Annotated in this window: 15 protein-coding genes; 3 read left to right on the top strand and 12 right to left on the bottom strand. The window is 36.2% G+C overall.

What is annotated here, in order from left to right; all coding sequences use genetic code 11:
* Positions 1-74: 74 nt before the first annotated feature.
* Together BUA71_RS04320 and BUA71_RS04325 are read right to left on the bottom strand one after the other, a co-directional pair.
* Complete coding sequence (locus tag BUA71_RS04320; protein WP_072877124.1) at positions 75-800, bottom strand: ABC transporter ATP-binding protein; 726 nt, start codon at positions 798-800, stop codon at positions 75-77.
* A gap of 14 nt (positions 801-814) precedes the next feature.
* Positions 815-2,299 carry a DUF5687 family protein gene (locus BUA71_RS04325; protein ID WP_072877126.1) on the bottom strand — a complete coding sequence of 495 codons (1,485 nt, stop codon included), beginning with the start codon at positions 2,297-2,299 and terminating at the stop codon, positions 815-817.
* Between the two features lie 197 nt (positions 2,300-2,496).
* On the opposite strand from BUA71_RS04325, the gene BUA71_RS04330 reads away from it, so the two are divergent.
* Entirely contained in the window at positions 2,497-3,543 is a 1,047-nt protein-coding gene (locus BUA71_RS04330; RefSeq protein ID WP_072877128.1) for a ferredoxin--NADP reductase, read from the top strand.
* 397 nt (positions 3,544-3,940) lie between these two features.
* On the opposite strand, the gene BUA71_RS04335 is transcribed toward BUA71_RS04330, so the two are convergent.
* From BUA71_RS04335 to BUA71_RS04355, 5 genes are all read right to left on the bottom strand, one after another.
* Positions 3,941-5,026: a glycosyltransferase family 9 protein gene (locus tag BUA71_RS04335; protein WP_072877129.1), complete on the bottom strand. Its 1,086-nt coding sequence runs from the start codon at positions 5,024-5,026 to the stop codon at positions 3,941-3,943.
* A 69-nt stretch (positions 5,027-5,095) separates the two neighbouring features.
* A complete protein-coding gene (locus BUA71_RS04340) occupies positions 5,096-5,701 on the bottom strand; it encodes a DUF4254 domain-containing protein (RefSeq protein ID WP_072877131.1) in 606 nt (201 codons plus the stop codon).
* Positions 5,702-5,704: 3 nt separating this feature from the next.
* Positions 5,705-6,703: a DNA adenine methylase gene (locus tag BUA71_RS04345; RefSeq protein WP_072877132.1), complete on the bottom strand. Its 999-nt coding sequence runs from the start codon at positions 6,701-6,703 to the stop codon at positions 5,705-5,707.
* Positions 6,700-7,335 (bottom strand): hypothetical protein, encoded by a 636-nt coding sequence (locus BUA71_RS04350; RefSeq protein ID WP_072877134.1) that lies wholly within the window; start codon positions 7,333-7,335, stop codon positions 6,700-6,702. The genes BUA71_RS04345 and BUA71_RS04350 overlap by 4 nt, the downstream gene beginning before the upstream one ends.
* The gene (locus tag BUA71_RS04355; RefSeq protein ID WP_072877136.1) at positions 7,336-8,259 is read right to left on the bottom strand and encodes a DUF6427 family protein; all 924 of its coding nucleotides are present in this window, start codon (positions 8,257-8,259) and stop codon (positions 7,336-7,338) included.
* Positions 8,260-8,367: 108 nt separating this feature from the next.
* On the opposite strand from BUA71_RS04355, the gene BUA71_RS04360 reads away from it, so the two are divergent.
* Positions 8,368-8,601: a DUF6341 family protein gene (locus tag BUA71_RS04360; protein ID WP_072877139.1), complete on the top strand. Its 234-nt coding sequence runs from the start codon at positions 8,368-8,370 to the stop codon at positions 8,599-8,601.
* Here the strand turns inward: BUA71_RS04360 and purD are convergent.
* Entirely contained in the window at positions 8,598-9,872 is a 1,275-nt protein-coding gene (purD, locus tag BUA71_RS04365; protein ID WP_072877141.1) for a phosphoribosylamine--glycine ligase, read from the bottom strand. The genes BUA71_RS04360 and purD overlap by 4 nt on opposite strands.
* Before the next feature lie 84 nt (positions 9,873-9,956).
* On the opposite strand from purD, the gene BUA71_RS04370 reads away from it, so the two are divergent.
* Entirely contained in the window at positions 9,957-11,264 is a 1,308-nt protein-coding gene (locus tag BUA71_RS04370; protein WP_072877142.1) for a phenylacetate--CoA ligase family protein, read from the top strand.
* Positions 11,265-11,680: 416 nt separating this feature from the next.
* Here the strand turns inward: BUA71_RS04370 and BUA71_RS04380 are convergent, their stop codons facing one another.
* The 4 genes from BUA71_RS04380 to rfbC form a co-directional block, all read right to left on the bottom strand.
* Positions 11,681-11,932: a hypothetical protein gene (locus BUA71_RS04380; protein ID WP_072877146.1), complete on the bottom strand. Its 252-nt coding sequence runs from the start codon at positions 11,930-11,932 to the stop codon at positions 11,681-11,683.
* A 390-nt stretch (positions 11,933-12,322) separates the two neighbouring features.
* Complete coding sequence (locus BUA71_RS04385) at positions 12,323-13,093, bottom strand: glycosyltransferase family 2 protein (protein ID WP_072877149.1); 771 nt, start codon at positions 13,091-13,093, stop codon at positions 12,323-12,325.
* A 31-nt stretch (positions 13,094-13,124) separates the two neighbouring features.
* Positions 13,125-13,982 (bottom strand): dTDP-4-dehydrorhamnose reductase, encoded by an 858-nt coding sequence (rfbD, locus tag BUA71_RS04390; RefSeq protein ID WP_072877151.1) that lies wholly within the window; start codon positions 13,980-13,982, stop codon positions 13,125-13,127.
* Positions 13,983-14,031: 49 nt separating this feature from the next.
* The gene (gene rfbC / locus BUA71_RS04395; protein WP_072877153.1) at positions 14,032-14,577 is read right to left on the bottom strand and encodes a dTDP-4-dehydrorhamnose 3,5-epimerase; all 546 of its coding nucleotides are present in this window, start codon (positions 14,575-14,577) and stop codon (positions 14,032-14,034) included.
* Between the last annotated feature and the right edge of the window lie 3 nt (positions 14,578-14,580).

Below are 14,580 nucleotides of genomic sequence, written 5' to 3' on the forward strand. Positions count from 1 at the left end.
TTCGACTCTATAACTTAAAAAGTCATTATTTAGTGCGTAAAAATACGCTTCTTTTTACAACTGCAAACAAAATACTAGAGTTCCTGTGGCTCCCCAACATTCACGTCCTGTGAAAAATAACTTTCTAATTCCTTTAAAGTAGCTTCTGAAGTTTTAATGTCTTTCACCAGGTGTCCTTTGTCTAAAACCACAATGCGCTCGCAAACTTCAGTCACGTGAATTAGATCGTGACTGGAAACAAGTACGGTGGTTTCCCGCTTTTCGGTTAATTCTTTAATGATCTTTTTTAACCGAATTTGCGTGGTGGGATCTAAATTAGCAAAAGGTTCATCTAAAATAACCACTTTGGGACTGCCTATAAAAGCAGCTACAATCCCCACCTTTTTTTGATTCCCCTTAGAGAGATCGCGTAAATATTTTCTTCGGCCTAAAATCTCATCGTGAAAAAAATCTTCAAATTGAGCGAGGTAGGTATCGATATCGGCTTTATTCTCACCGCGCAATTCCCCAACAAAATAAAAATATTCCTCGGGCGTGAGATAACCAATTAGAAAACTTTCATCTATAAAAGAAGCGGTAAAAGGTTTCCAGGCTTCACTTTGACTTACGGTGATTTCGTGGTTAAAAATATTACCGGTGGTTGGCTGAATAAGATCCAGCAGAAGACTAAAAAACGTGGTTTTCCCCGCACCGTTATTGCCTACAAGGCCAAAACTTTGTCCCGGGGGAATATCCAAATGTGCTATATTTAGAACTTCTACACCTTTATATGCTTTTGAAAGATTAGTTGCTGTTATCATAATTTGGTTAAGTTTTATTCTCCAGATTGTTTAAATCCATTAATCATCGCGTATTTCCTTTTTTGGTAAGCCCCGGCAATAAAATTAAGTAAGCTAGAGCGTAACAATATTCCAATTATTCCCAGTACTGCCAGGATAATGAGCGCCGCTTCAAAATTTATAAAGGTTTGAAAAAGCCAAAAAAAGAATACCGGTAGAATCATTAAAGGTAAGCCTACCAGCCACTGTGCTGCACCGGCGCCCTGGTAATTCATAAACGGACTTTTATCTAAATCTATTCTTTTCTTATTGAAGGAACCGGCGTAAAGAAGTATAGGGACATTTACACCAATATTATATAAAGCAGCTACCACATTGATCAATAAAATATTCCAGCCAAAATATACATAAGGTGTAGTAAGAATGCCCAATACCACGATGCTAAAGGTGATAAGCCCCGCTTTTGATGCCAGGTACTGTTTAAGCGGAATGTTTTGCGCCATAATCATGGAATAGTAAGAAGCATCCCAGGCAGGCACAAACTGCCCAAAGTTCATCATAAAAATACCTGTCATAAAAATACCTGCAAATACATAAAATGCCTCGAATTCCTGGTAAACATCATTGGTATAAAAAAAGAAGCCATAAGCCAGCAGGATAAAAGACATATAAATTGTGGTTTTGGGTCTTTTATTGCGCCAAATAAGCTTTAGATCCAGTTGAAGGAATGGTGCAATCCCACCAAATTTCTTAGTCCACACAAAATCCCTGGTATCGGCGTCTTTTTGTTTTTGTTTTAAGCCAGCGTCCAGGTAAAATTTACGTTCCAGGTTTATTTGGTTCCATTTAAACAAAGCAAGGAATATGGCAATAGGTACAATAACGAGGTAAGGATGCGCTACAAGGAAATCCATCATCTTTCCAAACCAAAAACTAATTTCAAAAATCTCAAAATACTCTAATGCTGCAAAAGCAAGTACCACCAAAATTGCCGGTATAAGGGCTTTTAAATTTTCGGTGAATTTCTTTTTAATTATAAAATTCAGGAAGTTAACGCACTGGGTTATCGCAAGCATGGCCAACATCCAGCCCAGGATCCCCCAGGTATTGTACTGGCCTTTATAAATGCAGAAAATTCCGAAGGGAATTACTATAAATAACGGTAGAAAATTAAAAAACGAGTACATCGCTTTTACGAGCACATAATTTACCGCTTTACGCCGGCCAACCGGTAGGTTTAAAAGTGGTTTTATATCTAAAACCGGAAGGGTTTGCAGCATAAAACGCATACCCAGTTCAAAAACCAACCACAATAAAACAAAACGATTTACAAGTTGCAGCGGATCTTCTCCCGGGAAAAACTTCTGAATTAGCGGATAAAGTCCTATCCCAAACATTAAAAATGCCGCCGAAAAATAAATGGCTAAAAAGATAAGCAGCACTTTTAAGCCCAGGCTTTTCCCTAAACTGGCCGATCTAAAGAAAGATTTGTACTCCAGCCATAAAAATCGTTTAAACATAATTTTAAGGTGTTTTTCCGCGGGGCGGGATTTTCAAAATTGTCACTTCCTGTATTTAAAAACTAAGCCGATATCGCTTAAAATCTTTTCCTTCTTGGTTTTTATCTAAGCTTTACCATACAAGTATAAAAAATTAGCGCTTTGTTACAGTTTTTAAATTCACGTACTTTGTATTTTTGTACTAAAATATACTTTTGATGAATCAGTTTTTTCCGTTAGAGATAAAAGAAGTGATTAGGGAAACCCCGCAGGCAGTGAGTTTATCATTTAATATCCCCGCTAATCTAAAAGAAACTTTTCAATTTGAAGCGGGTCAATATATTACGATAAAAATTAAGCCGGGTGACGAAGAAATTAGGCGTGCCTATTCGCTTTGCTCTGCTCCAAATTCTGGAGAATTTAAGGTAACGGTAAAAGAGGTAAAAGACGGTAAATTTTCTGTCATTGCGAACAATAAACTTAATGCCGGTGATATTTTGGAAGTACACCCCCCGGAAGGTAAGTTTATTCTAAAACCCGGTGATACCCCTAAAAGTTATGCTGCTTTTGCTGCGGGTAGTGGAATTACCCCGGTACTTTCTATTATTAAAACGGTTTTAAACGAAGAACCAAAAAGCAGATTTGTACTTACCTACGGAAACAAATCTGTCGAAGAAACCATTTTCTTTAAAGAACTGTTGGAATTACAGGCAAAATACCCCGACCGACTTTTTGTTGAATTTGTTTACAGCCGGGCGCGGGAAGACAATTCTCACTTTGGCCGCATTGAAACCAGCACGGTAAATTATGTGCTAAAAAATAAATTTAAAGACCATAATTTTGATGCTTTTTACCTCTGCGGCCCCGAAGAAATGATAGATCACGTGAGTGGGGTGTTGCAAGACAATGGCGTGGAGAAAGAAAAGATCTTTTTTGAACTTTTCACTACGGAAGAAGCGGAAGAAATCGATACAAATATTGAAGGGCAAAGCCAGCTTACAGTATTGGTAGATGATGAAGAAACCACCTTTGCGATGAATACGAAAGATGTTGTTTTAGACGCCATATTAGAAAAAGATATCGATGTACCTTATTCTTGCCAGGGCGGAATTTGCAGTAGCTGTATTGCCAGGATTAAGGAAGGAAAAGCCGAAATGCGCAAAAACCAAATCCTTACCGAAGAAGAGATTGAAGAAGGACTTATTTTAACTTGCCAGGCCCAACCGCTTACACCAACGCTAAAAGTAGATTATGATGATGTGTAAGCTTTTTTAGAAGTTAAAGAAATAAGACTGAACCATAATAATTGAAAATAAGTTATTTTTCGAAAATCATGTCAGTTGGATAGCACTTTTAAAACGGCACAATAAACGTTTCAAAGCAGCGCTTTGGAATCTTTTTGCGCAGTATAAGTTTTGTTTTGCGTTAAAAAATCTTGAATCCCTGGAAAGATTTTAGCAAAACAAAACTGGTTTTCAGCTATGCTGAAAAATACCTCGGAAAAAGCGCCTTTTCTTTTGTTTCGTTTTCTTTGGGCAAGCAAAGAAAATGAAAAATTACTCCAGGTGGCGATCTTTGCGTGAAAACAATAAAATGCTAATCATTCGAATTTGCATAATAATCACTTACAAGATGCTAGCTCCAAAGGAATGGTATCTTCTTTCAGGAGAATAAAACCTCATTAATTTTAGCTACTACCATTGTTGGTGTAATACTGCGAATAGCTTCGTTATAACCTTCCGGAAATTTATTTCCATATACGGAAGTAGGAATTTTAGGGTATTTCTGTAGACTGGGCAACAAACTATTTTCTTTAGGCTGTTGAAAAGGTGAGAATCCCGCATAAGGATGGGTCACGCCCCATATCGTTATAACCGGTACACCATACATCGCCGCCATGTGTCCGTTACCACTATCCATAGAAAGCATGGCGTCCAGGTTGGAGATTAACTCCAATTCTTCAGTAAAATTAAGTTTTCCAACAATGCTTGTTGCATTGGAGAACTTATTAGCCCAGGCTTCCAGCTTTTCTTTTTCAGCTTCCCCCCCTCCAAATAATAGGACTTCAATATTTGAGGTTTTAGCCAATTCAACTAAAACTTTTTCCATAAGATCTTCGGGATAAGCCTTAGCATCGTGCTGGGCAAATGGTGCAATACCCAGGAATTTTTTCGAATCATTTGCTAATAATTGCCCCGCATTTTTAGAAAGTGCTAGTTTTTTAGGAAAACGATGATTTACAAGATCTAATGGGTAACCCAAAGCTTTAAAAACATCGGCATAGCGTTGTACCGTTGGCTTTAGTTGTTTAAACACCTTATTATTTTCCCTGGTAAGCGCCTTTTTCTCGCTTCTGCCCTTATCAATTTGCTTCACCGGAATTCCAAACATATAGAAAACCGATTTTAAAACATTGCTGCGCAATACATTGTGAAGATCGGCAACTTTATCAATGCCAATATCCCTAAGTTCTTTAGCGAGGCTTCCCAGGCCTAAAACGCCACTATGTACTCCGTTAATATCGGCTTTATAAACCGAAACATGTGGGATTTCTTTAAACATAGGTTCAAAAAAACCACGGGTTAACACACTTATTTTAAGATGTGGATAAGTACTGGTTAAAACCCGTAACACAGGAACGCACATCGCCACATCACCCATAGCCGACAAACGAATCACCAAAATATGTGTCGCTTCCCTGGAAGAAGCAGAAGCGTCACTTTTTTTATTTGGGTGATTTTTTGCCATTATTTTTAATGATCAGTCCTCACAGGTCTCTAAGACCTGCGAGGACTTGGATTTTAGCCAAAAACAGGCTTATTTCTTTCTTAAAACCGGGTTTAACTCATCGTCATTATACATCTTCATTTGCTTGTACACCTTCATATATTTGTTTCCAGCAGCAATATCCTCAAGTAATTGATTAATCGCGGTAGAAAGATCTACACGTTGCTCCAGCAGTACATCTAACTTAGCTTTACACTTCATTTGATGTTCTTGTGAGGCATCTTTCCGCTGGGCTTCCTCGTTCATATGATAAATTTTTAACGCCAAAATAGAAAGTCTATCTATTGCCCACGCCGGACTTTCAGAGTTAATAGTTGCTGATTCCTTAACCTCAACGGCCTTAAATTTTTCAAGAAAATAACTGTCAATATATTCTACGGTGTCGGTTCTATCCTGGTTTGAGGCATCAATTTGGCGTTTTAGCGCCAAAGCATCTACCGGGTCTATATGTTTATCGCGAATAATATCTTCATAATGCCACTGCACCGTGTCTATCCAACATTTCCTGTACAACAGGTGGGAAATTAACTCTTCTTCACTGTTATAAGGATTCGTAAACGGCTGTTCTACCGAGTCTTTTTCGTGGTATTTTTCAATTACTTCCTGAAAAATTGCGTTTGCTTTATCTGAAAACATAGTTTATCGTTTTTCTAAAATGTGTAGATATTCTTTTGTTTTATTGGCTTTATGGTTTCTGCTTTCGGTTTTATCGGCTTTAAAACGCTGATAGTCTTTGGTCGCCAGGTCATAATGACCAAATTGGCTCATTATTTTTTTTATGTCTGAAGCCGGCATTAAACCCTCGTTATTATAGCTTAAAAATATGTACTTAAAATTAGCTTTAGCTATCAATTCCAAAAAAGATGCTTTTACGCGCTCCTGGCTGCAATATGATGACCTGTAATACTCCCGCAAACCGGTTTTACCTTTAGGCACAAAGGTATCATATTTTGCAATGGTATTGAGAATATGATAATTCGCGCCGTATTGCCGGCGGTTATACGGCGGATCTAGATATAAAATCTCCCCTTCAATCCTTTTAATTAAGGCATTGGCATCTTCCTGAAATACCTGATGCTCATTTTCTGTTTCCTGAAAAACTGCCGGTTTCAGAAGTAATTCTTTTTGTGCTGAAACTTTTACTTTTTTAAGAAAAGCTCCATAAACCGAAGCCGTATTGGCCACCTTATCGGCACTTTCCAACAAGGAAGCCAAAAGGAAAAAATACTGGTTTTCCCCTATTTGATTATTCACTTTCCAACTTTCTATCTGTTGTCTAATCGCATCTATCTTCCTGCCATTAGCTTCAGAAAAATACAGCCTTCCGGCTTTTCCATTTTCGCTGTAATGCTGAAATATAAATCCGTCTTTGCCTTTTAAATTGTTTAATTCTGAAAATAATACATCGGCTTCCAGTTCTTGATGATTTTCAATATAGTTTTTAAGTAAAACATAACTATAAAACTCAACATCATTGGCAATAATGGATTTTACTGAAGTTTTAAAATTTCTTCCCACACTTCCCGTACCTGCAAAAAGATCACAAAAAACCTGGGAATTTAGCTCTTCTGAAACTACCTCTTCTATTGTAGCCTTTATAAAGCTGCCCAGTTTATGTTTAGAACCTATATAATTCATTTAATTGCCCAAATAATATCAGAAAATGTAGTTGTTCCTTTTTGAAAACGAAATTTTCTTAATTGTGAAGCTTCAAAATTAGCAACATATTCTTCAACTACTCCTTTTAACCACGAAATTTCTGCTTTTAGTTTCCAATGTTCAGCATTACTGGCATAAACTATTAAAAATAGGCGGTTTTTTAAATGAAACCGGCCTTGCTTACTTTGATTTTGATACAACCAATTAATCAAAACAGCGGGGTTGTTTTTCGCAAATTCCAAATCACGTCCAAAACTTGCGGGAAAGACACTGGTTTTAAGATCAAAATCCCTTCCGAAGAAATTAAAATCACTAAGCCGATCCTTAAGATTTTGGTTTGGGATTATCCCATTTATTTCAGTAAAAACCTGTTCTATCGCCCTGGCACTCCAGAAGTTATACCATCGATTACAGCAATAATGGAAAAACTGCTTTTTATCAAGATTTAGGGTAAGTATGCGTAAAGCAATTTGCTCGTTTAATTCTTCCCAATCTAAAGTGGTGTAGATAAAATTGGAATTTTTATCCCAGGCATTATTTTGTTTTCTAAACCATACATAGTTGTAGGGCCAGCGCTTTTTTAATTGCCGCTCAACAGTTTGTAAATTCATTTAAAAAATAAAAGGAATGCTTAAGGGCATTAAGATAAGCAAAACCAATAATACCTCCCGAAATATCTTATCCCGTTTTTGATCAAAATAAATAGACGTGATGATACTAAGCGGGACAAAAAAGAAAATAAGCTCGCTCCCATCTTTTGTGGGCGCTAATACCGCCACGGCAATTGCGGTAAGTAAACTTAACAATATTAGGTTTAATGAAGCTTTTAAAGAAACACTTACTTTTCGCACTACCGAAAGAAAATTAGTGAGTGTCCATAAAGTTAGAGCCAGGATAATACTTATAGGAATTAAGATATCGAGGTTTTGATAGCTGGAAAAATCTAAATTACTTTCCTGAAACCATTGAAAAAAAGTGTACCATTCGTCATAAGCCACAATATGAAAACTAAGACATAGAAACATTACACACAAAAAGGCTAGTGGCGGGATAAACCAGTTTTTAAATGCCGGTAAATAATATAGAATCCCCGCATATACCACTACCACAAAAAGGATGGTCCAAAAATAAAACAAAGAGGCAATGCAAATCCAAAATGTAGCATCAAAAATCTTTTTTTGAGTTACTTTTTTTGATTTTAAACTAAGTATTCTTCTAAAGGCAAAGAGTAAACATAAATTGGCAAAAATTGCCTGGTGGTTTCGCAAGAGCGCAAAAAAACTAATGGAGAATAATACAAAGAATAGCATTTTGTAGGCGCTCCTACGGGTAAGCTCATTCTTCTTAGCAATAAAATTAAGGATAAAAACACTTAAAATCAAGCTAAGTAAGACCGCGATCTTCTCCAGGAAAACAAGAATTTTAAAATCTGTAAACCATTCATTAAAATTGGCAATTATAAAAAATATGCTCAGTAATATGCTAATCGCTATACCATTTACCGGTTTAGATTTGCTAAAAAAGCTTGTTAACATTGTGGTTTTTTATAATTTAGTGGTTTTAAAGATAGCAAAGTTATTTAGGGAACGGCTTTAAAGTTAATTTTGTATAACTTTGCAAAACAGATTTTAAAATTCATTAGCATGTTAAGAGATATATTTGAAGGTATTGCCTACCTTTTTGAAGAGATTTTATTTTACCCTTTAGATCTTTTAAGAGAACTCGAATTGGATACCTGGTGGGGCGCCAATGCGATAAACTTTATTTTTGTTTTAGTAGCCATCGCTGCTTTTGCCTACTGGATGAAACAGCTGAAGCACTTTCACGATACTCACGAAGATGAACGCAAAGATGCTCCAGACAGTTATTTAGGTTAGGATAAATCGAATCCTAAATCTTTTCTATAATACATCTTATCAAAATGTAACTTTTTCGCATTTTGATAAGATTTTTTTAATGCTTCTTTGTAATCTTCTCCAAAAGAAGTCACCGCGATTACCCTACCACCACTGGTTAATACTTTTTCATCTTCTGCTTGTGTACCGGCGTGAAAGACCAGGGAATCCTCAATTTTATCCAGCCCGGTAATTTCTTTTCCTTTTTTATAAGCCTCTGGATATCCTCCCGAAACCAACATTACAGTTGTTGCCGCCCTTTCATCAATTTCTAAAGTAGCTTCATTTAAATTCCCTTCAGCAACCTTTTCAAAAAGTTCCACAAGATCAGATTTAATTCTGGGTAGCACCACTTCGGTCTCGGGATCACCCATACGCACATTATACTCTATCACATAAGGCTCCTCCCCTACTTTTATAAGCCCTATGAAAATAAATCCCTTATAGTCAATTTTTTCTTTCAGAAGTCCGTTTACGGTTGGTTTTACCACGCGTTCTTCAATTTTATTCATCAGTTGTTCATCGGCAAATGGTACGGGAGAGATAGCACCCATTCCGCCGGTATTTAAACCGGTATCCCCTTCTCCAATTCGTTTATAATCTTTGGCAGTTGGTAAAATTTTATAATTCTTCCCGTCGGTAAGCACAAAAACGCTAAGTTCAATCCCGTCTAAAAATTCCTCGATCACCACTTTTTCGCTAGCAGCGCCAAATTTTTTATCGGCCAACATTTTATGAAGCTCTGTTTTGGCTTCTTCCAAATCATTTAAGATCAACACACCTTTACCGGCAGCCAAACCATCGGCTTTTAAAACATAAGGTGGTTTAAGGGTTTCCAGAAACTTTTTTCCCGCCTCCAGGCTTTCTTTGGTGAAACTTTCATAGGCAGCGGTAGGAATATTATGCATCGCCATAAATTCTTTAGCTCTTTCCTTACTGCCTTCCAGTAAAGCGCCTCGTTTAGACGGGCCAATTAGTTTTATAGTTTTCAGCTTATCGTCTTCAGCAAAAAAATCGGTAATACCTTCTACCAGTGGATCTTCTGGACCAACCACCAGCATTTCTATATTTTCATTCAGTACAAAATCTTTAATAGCCTCAAAATCGGTCACTTTAAGTGCTATATTCTTTGCAATTTTAGCCGTTCCTGCATTTCCAGGCGCTACAAAAAGTTCGGTACATTTAGCACTTTGGGCTAATTTGTAAGCAAAAGTATGTTCGCGTCCGCCGCCGCCAAGAATTAAGATTTTCATCCTGAAGTGATTTTAGTTATGCACCAAAAATAATTGTTTGTAAATTGAAGCGCCAATTATTTCTTATAAAAATGTGCCTGCCCTTTGAACTGGTTTAAACTTTCGCTACAGCTTAATAGATTTCCCATTTCCCGGGCGCAAAAAACTTTGCAAAAAATACAGGAAATTTCTTCGGAAAAATATGAAAGCTATCTCAACGATCGTAAAGCAGAAATTGTAAACCATCATTTGCAAAATAATGCGTTTTATAAAGATTTCTCCAAAGAAGATAGCTATACAACCTGGACCAAGCTGCCCATCATGACCAAAAAAGACTTGCAACGGGGTTTACAAAAGCGTCTTAGCACGGGCTTTTCAAGAAACAACATCTACCTGGGGAAAACCTCTGGCAGCAGCGGAACGCCTTTTATTTTTGCTAAAGACAGGTTTGCCCACGCTCTTACCTGGGCGGTATTTCAGGAGCGATATTTATGGCACGGGATAGACCTCAACAAGTCTATACAAGCCAGGTTCTATGGTATTCCTATGGATTTCTACGGAAATATACAGGAACGTTTTAAAGATAGGATAAGTCTTCGCAGAAGATTCCCTGTATTTAATCTTAGTGAAAAGACTATGAAGGACTTTTTAAGGCGTTTTCAACATTCAGATTTTGATTATATAAATGGTTATACCAGTGCTATTCTGCTCTTTGCCAAGTTTTTAAATGAAAAAAAACTGAACCTTAAAAAAGTTTGTCCCAGTTTAAAACTATGTATTGTTACTTCTGAAGTTTTATTTGAAACCGACAAAAACCTGATGCAAAAAGCTTTTGGCGTGCCGGTAATAAACGAGTATGGAGCGAGTGAGGTGGGACTTATCGCTTTCGAAAATAAAGAAAACGAGTGGCTGGTAAATGCCGAAGATCTTTTTGTAGAAATTGTAGATAAAAATAATAATCCGCTTCCTTATGGCGAGGAAGGCAGAATTCTTGTCACTTCCCTTTATAATAAAGCCCATCCTGTAATTCGCTATGAAATTGGCGATACGGGAATACTTTCTAAAAAAAGCACCCCAAAACGACCCATTCTTCAAAACCTGACTGGTCGTAACAATGATTTTGCCAAATTAAAAAATGGAAAAATTATACCGGGATTAACCTTTTACTATGTCACCAAAAGTATAATTGAAGATACAGGGAGTATAAAAGAGTTTGTCGTTGTGCAAACGGGGCTTGATACTTTCGAGATCATTTATGTAAGTTCTTCTGAACTTTCTTCAAATCAACAAAAAGAAATTTTAAAAGCTATTTCCAGGTATGTAGATAAGGATCTTGAAATAATTTTTGATAGAAAAGATCAATTACAACGGACTAAAAGCGGGAAATTAAAACAATTTGTTTCGAAGATTTAGGTTAAAAAAAACACAAGATATTCACTATATTTTATTAATTGCAAGTAGTTTCTCTTATTCCCTGCAAATTTAGCAATTTGAACAGGTGAAAAGTAACTTGTCTTCCTGGATGTATTGATAAATTTGTATCTCTTAAAAAATTAAAATGACCTAAGGAAATAACTTATAAATGTCATTTCTTTTAACGAATCTTTGTAGTCGAAGCGATCGAGCTCCCTCAACAAAAAATCCCAATCTATAATTCCCAATTCGCATCCGATAAGCCGTAGGATGGTTTTTTAATTTTTTAATCCCAAGAATTTCTTCAATATTTGAGCAATCCTTAAGGTTTTGAATCTTGTCCAGTAGTGATTTTCTTAGTTTTTCGTCCTTGATTTTTTGGATATCCTTTTTAAACTTGGAATGATAGGTTATGATCATTCCTGCAATATTTTCAGGATATCTTCTTCAGGAACTGTATCCGTTGGTTCGCCTTCCTGCATCAATACTAAAAGTCCTATATCCTCCTTTTCTTCATCAGTGAGCGAAGCATATTTTTCAACTTCTTTGCTTTTAACAAACAATTGCACGGCTTTTTCTATAAGCGCTTTTACACTCATTTTTTCATGTGCAGAAATTAATTTCATTTTTTTTAAAGTCAGTTCGTCAATATCGATATTTTTTCTCATAGCTAAAAAATGTATATAATATATATAGTATACAAATATAATGTATTATTAATTAACGAGTTACTATAGACAAAATTCTCATAGAGATTGTGACGCTTCTTTGAGTTTGAAAAAACAATTAAGATGATTGATTATTAAATCGCTTTACAGCTTTGTGGTAATGATGTCTATTTATACTATTTTATTAGTCACAAGAACTTCAAAACACGAAGAACTTCTTTATGTTTTCCTGTCTTAGCGGCAAAAGTAAGCAAGACGTGCTTTTCAATGAGGACAAGTAAAAAAGAAATCCCGATTACATTAATAGAAAAATATTTGTGACATTTTTTCCACTTTCAATTAAAATCCATTAATTCAATACCACCGATTTTAAACTTGTTGTCAGAAATTTTATAATGGTTTTTTTTGTTTACTTTTTACAAAAAAATGCTCTTTCAAAAAAATAAGTAGCCACCAACTACTTTTTAAAAAACTGAATTTTAAAACCTGGCGATAAATATTAAAATTATACCTAAGCATTTTAAACTTGTTTCGGGAAATAGAACCCTTTCTCACCCGGTATTCGGCCAGGGGCTGTTGCACTCCAATAGCAGCACCATCTTTTTTTAAGGCTTCCAACCAAAGCGCCCAATCCTGGCGTTTTCTAATATTAGGAGCGTATATTTTTCCAATTTTTTCAACATTGTAAATTCCTGTAAGATTCCCCAAATAGTTGGACTTTAAAAGCTTTTTATAAGTCAACACGGGTAGAGCCTCAATAAGTTCGTGGCGTGAAGTGCCCTGTTCATCAATTTGCACATAGCTGGAAAAGCAAACGGCTGCGGACTGCTCTTGCATTATTTTTAACTGAATTTCCAGCTTCTTTGGTTTCCACAAATCGTCGGCATCCAAGAAAGCGATATAATCGCCCCGGGCGGCTTTAATTCCTTTGTTTCGGCTTACGCCCGCACCACAATTTTCGTTGTTCCGAAGAATTTTAATCCTGGCATCCTCTGTAGATAAAGTTTCAATGATTTGAAAGGTTTTATCGTTGGAAGCATCTTCAATGATAAAAAGTTCCCAGTTTGAATAGCTCTGGGAAATCACAGAAGTTACCGCAGCCTCAATAAATCCTGCTGCATTAAATGCAGGCATAATTACTGAAACCAACGGCTTTTTCATAAAATTCCTTTTATTAGAAAAACTTCAAATCTTACGAAGCTTTAGCATTGATAAGGTTCTCGAGGCTTTTTTCCCAATTTTGGATAGTAATATCAAAATTCTTTTTACACCTGGTTTTATCCAATACACTGTAAGCAGGCCTGGCTGCCAGGGTTTTAAAATTATCACTTTTTTGTAGCTTAATTTCTTCGGAATTTCCTGTAAACTCCAAAATTGCTTTGGCAAAATCGTACCAGGTGCCCTGCCCGGCGTTACTATAATGATAAAGCCCATATTTTGTTTCTTCTGAAGCAATTAACCTCAAGACGAAGTCGGCTAAATCATTGGCATTTGTTGGTGTTCCCAGCTGCGAGCTTGTGATATTCAATTCGGCTTTTTCGTCAATTTTCCTTAGGATGGTTTTATAGAAATTATGACCAAATTCTGAATACAACCAGGAAGTCCTAAAAATAAAATAAGCGGTAAGCGTCTCTTCGATATATTTTTCTCCTTTCAATTTTGAAGCGCCGTAAACGTTGATAGGATTGGTTTTATTTGTTTCTGAATAAGGTTTCCTAGCTTGCCCATCAAAAACATAATCTGTCGAAAAATGTATTAATTTTGCTCCTGAAATTCTACAAGTCTCAGCGAGGTTTTTAACAGCTTCAGCATTTATTTTAAAGGCTTTCTCTTGCTCAGCTTCTGCTTTTTCAACATTGGTATAGGCCGCACAATTAATAACCCAATCAAAATTTTCTTCAGCAAAAACCTTTTTTAAAGCAACATTATCACAAATATCCAGCGTTGAAGCCGATTTAAAAGAGCAGTCTAAAGTTTTGTAATTTTGTGCTATCTTTTTAAAACAAGACCCCAATTGTCCATCGCCACCGGTAATAAGAACATTTTTCATCTGTTTATATTTTAAATTACTAGCTTAAAAACTTTTAGCAATATTAATTTCAACTAAAAACCTCCTTGAAACGTGGTTGTCTCCGGTCCTTATCTGAAATAATCATTTCCGCTTCCGGGAATTCCCAATCTATCGCCAAATCTGGGTCGTTGTAAATAATACCGGCTTCATAACCGGGATAATAATATTGGTCACATTTATAGGCAAAAACAGAGGTTTCTGAAAGCGTTACAAACCCATGTCCAAAACCTTTAGGAATATAGAGTTGATAAAGATTTTTGTCGTCCAGAATTATCTTAAAACTCTTTTTAAAAGTAGGGGAATCTGGTCGCAGATCTACGACAACGTCAAGGACTTTTCCATAAATAGCACGCACCAGTTTTGTTTGGCCAAATTCGCCAATTTGATAATGCAATCCACGCAACACACCTCTCTTGGAGATAGATTGGTTATCCTGAACAAATTCCCTTTCTATCCCGGTAAGCTCTATAAACTTTTTTTTGTGGTAGCTCTCCAAAAAAAGACCGCGTTTATCCTTAAAAATATCGGGTTTTATGATAAAACAATCTTTTAATGGCGTCTCTTCAACCTGCATTTA

The sequence above is a fragment of the Salegentibacter echinorum genome (genome assembly GCF_900129445.1).
GTDB lineage: Bacteria > Bacteroidota > Bacteroidia > Flavobacteriales > Flavobacteriaceae > Salegentibacter > Salegentibacter echinorum.

What these genes read in the sequence shown, in the direction of transcription:
- BUA71_RS04320 (WP_072877124.1), bottom strand. Translation starts at nt 800, where the DNA reads ATGATAACAGCAACTAATCTTTCAAAAGCATATAAAGGTGTAGAAGTT.
- BUA71_RS04325 (WP_072877126.1), bottom strand. Translation starts at nt 2,299, where the DNA reads ATGTTTAAACGATTTTTATGGCTGGAGTACAAATCTTTCTTTAGATCG.
- rfbD (WP_072877151.1), bottom strand. Translation starts at nt 13,982, where the DNA reads ATGAAAAATGTTCTTATTACCGGTGGCGATGGACAATTGGGGTCTTGT.
- BUA71_RS04345 (WP_072877132.1), bottom strand. Translation starts at nt 6,703, where the DNA reads ATGAATTATATAGGTTCTAAACATAAACTGGGCAGCTTTATAAAGGCT.
- purD (WP_072877141.1), bottom strand. Translation starts at nt 9,872, where the DNA reads ATGAAAATCTTAATTCTTGGCGGCGGCGGACGCGAACATACTTTTGCT.
- BUA71_RS04335 (WP_072877129.1), bottom strand. Translation starts at nt 5,026, where the DNA reads ATGGCAAAAAATCACCCAAATAAAAAAAGTGACGCTTCTGCTTCTTCC.
- BUA71_RS04340 (WP_072877131.1), bottom strand. Translation starts at nt 5,701, where the DNA reads ATGTTTTCAGATAAAGCAAACGCAATTTTTCAGGAAGTAATTGAAAAA.
- BUA71_RS04355 (WP_072877136.1), bottom strand. Translation starts at nt 8,259, where the DNA reads ATGTTAACAAGCTTTTTTAGCAAATCTAAACCGGTAAATGGTATAGCG.
- BUA71_RS04385 (WP_072877149.1), bottom strand. Translation starts at nt 13,093, where the DNA reads ATGAAAAAGCCGTTGGTTTCAGTAATTATGCCTGCATTTAATGCAGCA.
- BUA71_RS04360 (WP_072877139.1), top strand. Translation starts at nt 8,368, where the DNA reads ATGTTAAGAGATATATTTGAAGGTATTGCCTACCTTTTTGAAGAGATT.
- rfbC (WP_072877153.1), bottom strand. Translation starts at nt 14,577, where the DNA reads ATGCAGGTTGAAGAGACGCCATTAAAAGATTGTTTTATCATAAAACCC.
- BUA71_RS04350 (WP_072877134.1), bottom strand. Translation starts at nt 7,335, where the DNA reads ATGAATTTACAAACTGTTGAGCGGCAATTAAAAAAGCGCTGGCCCTAC.
- BUA71_RS04330 (WP_072877128.1), top strand. Translation starts at nt 2,497, where the DNA reads ATGAATCAGTTTTTTCCGTTAGAGATAAAAGAAGTGATTAGGGAAACC.
- BUA71_RS04380 (WP_072877146.1), bottom strand. Translation starts at nt 11,932, where the DNA reads ATGAGAAAAAATATCGATATTGACGAACTGACTTTAAAAAAAATGAAA.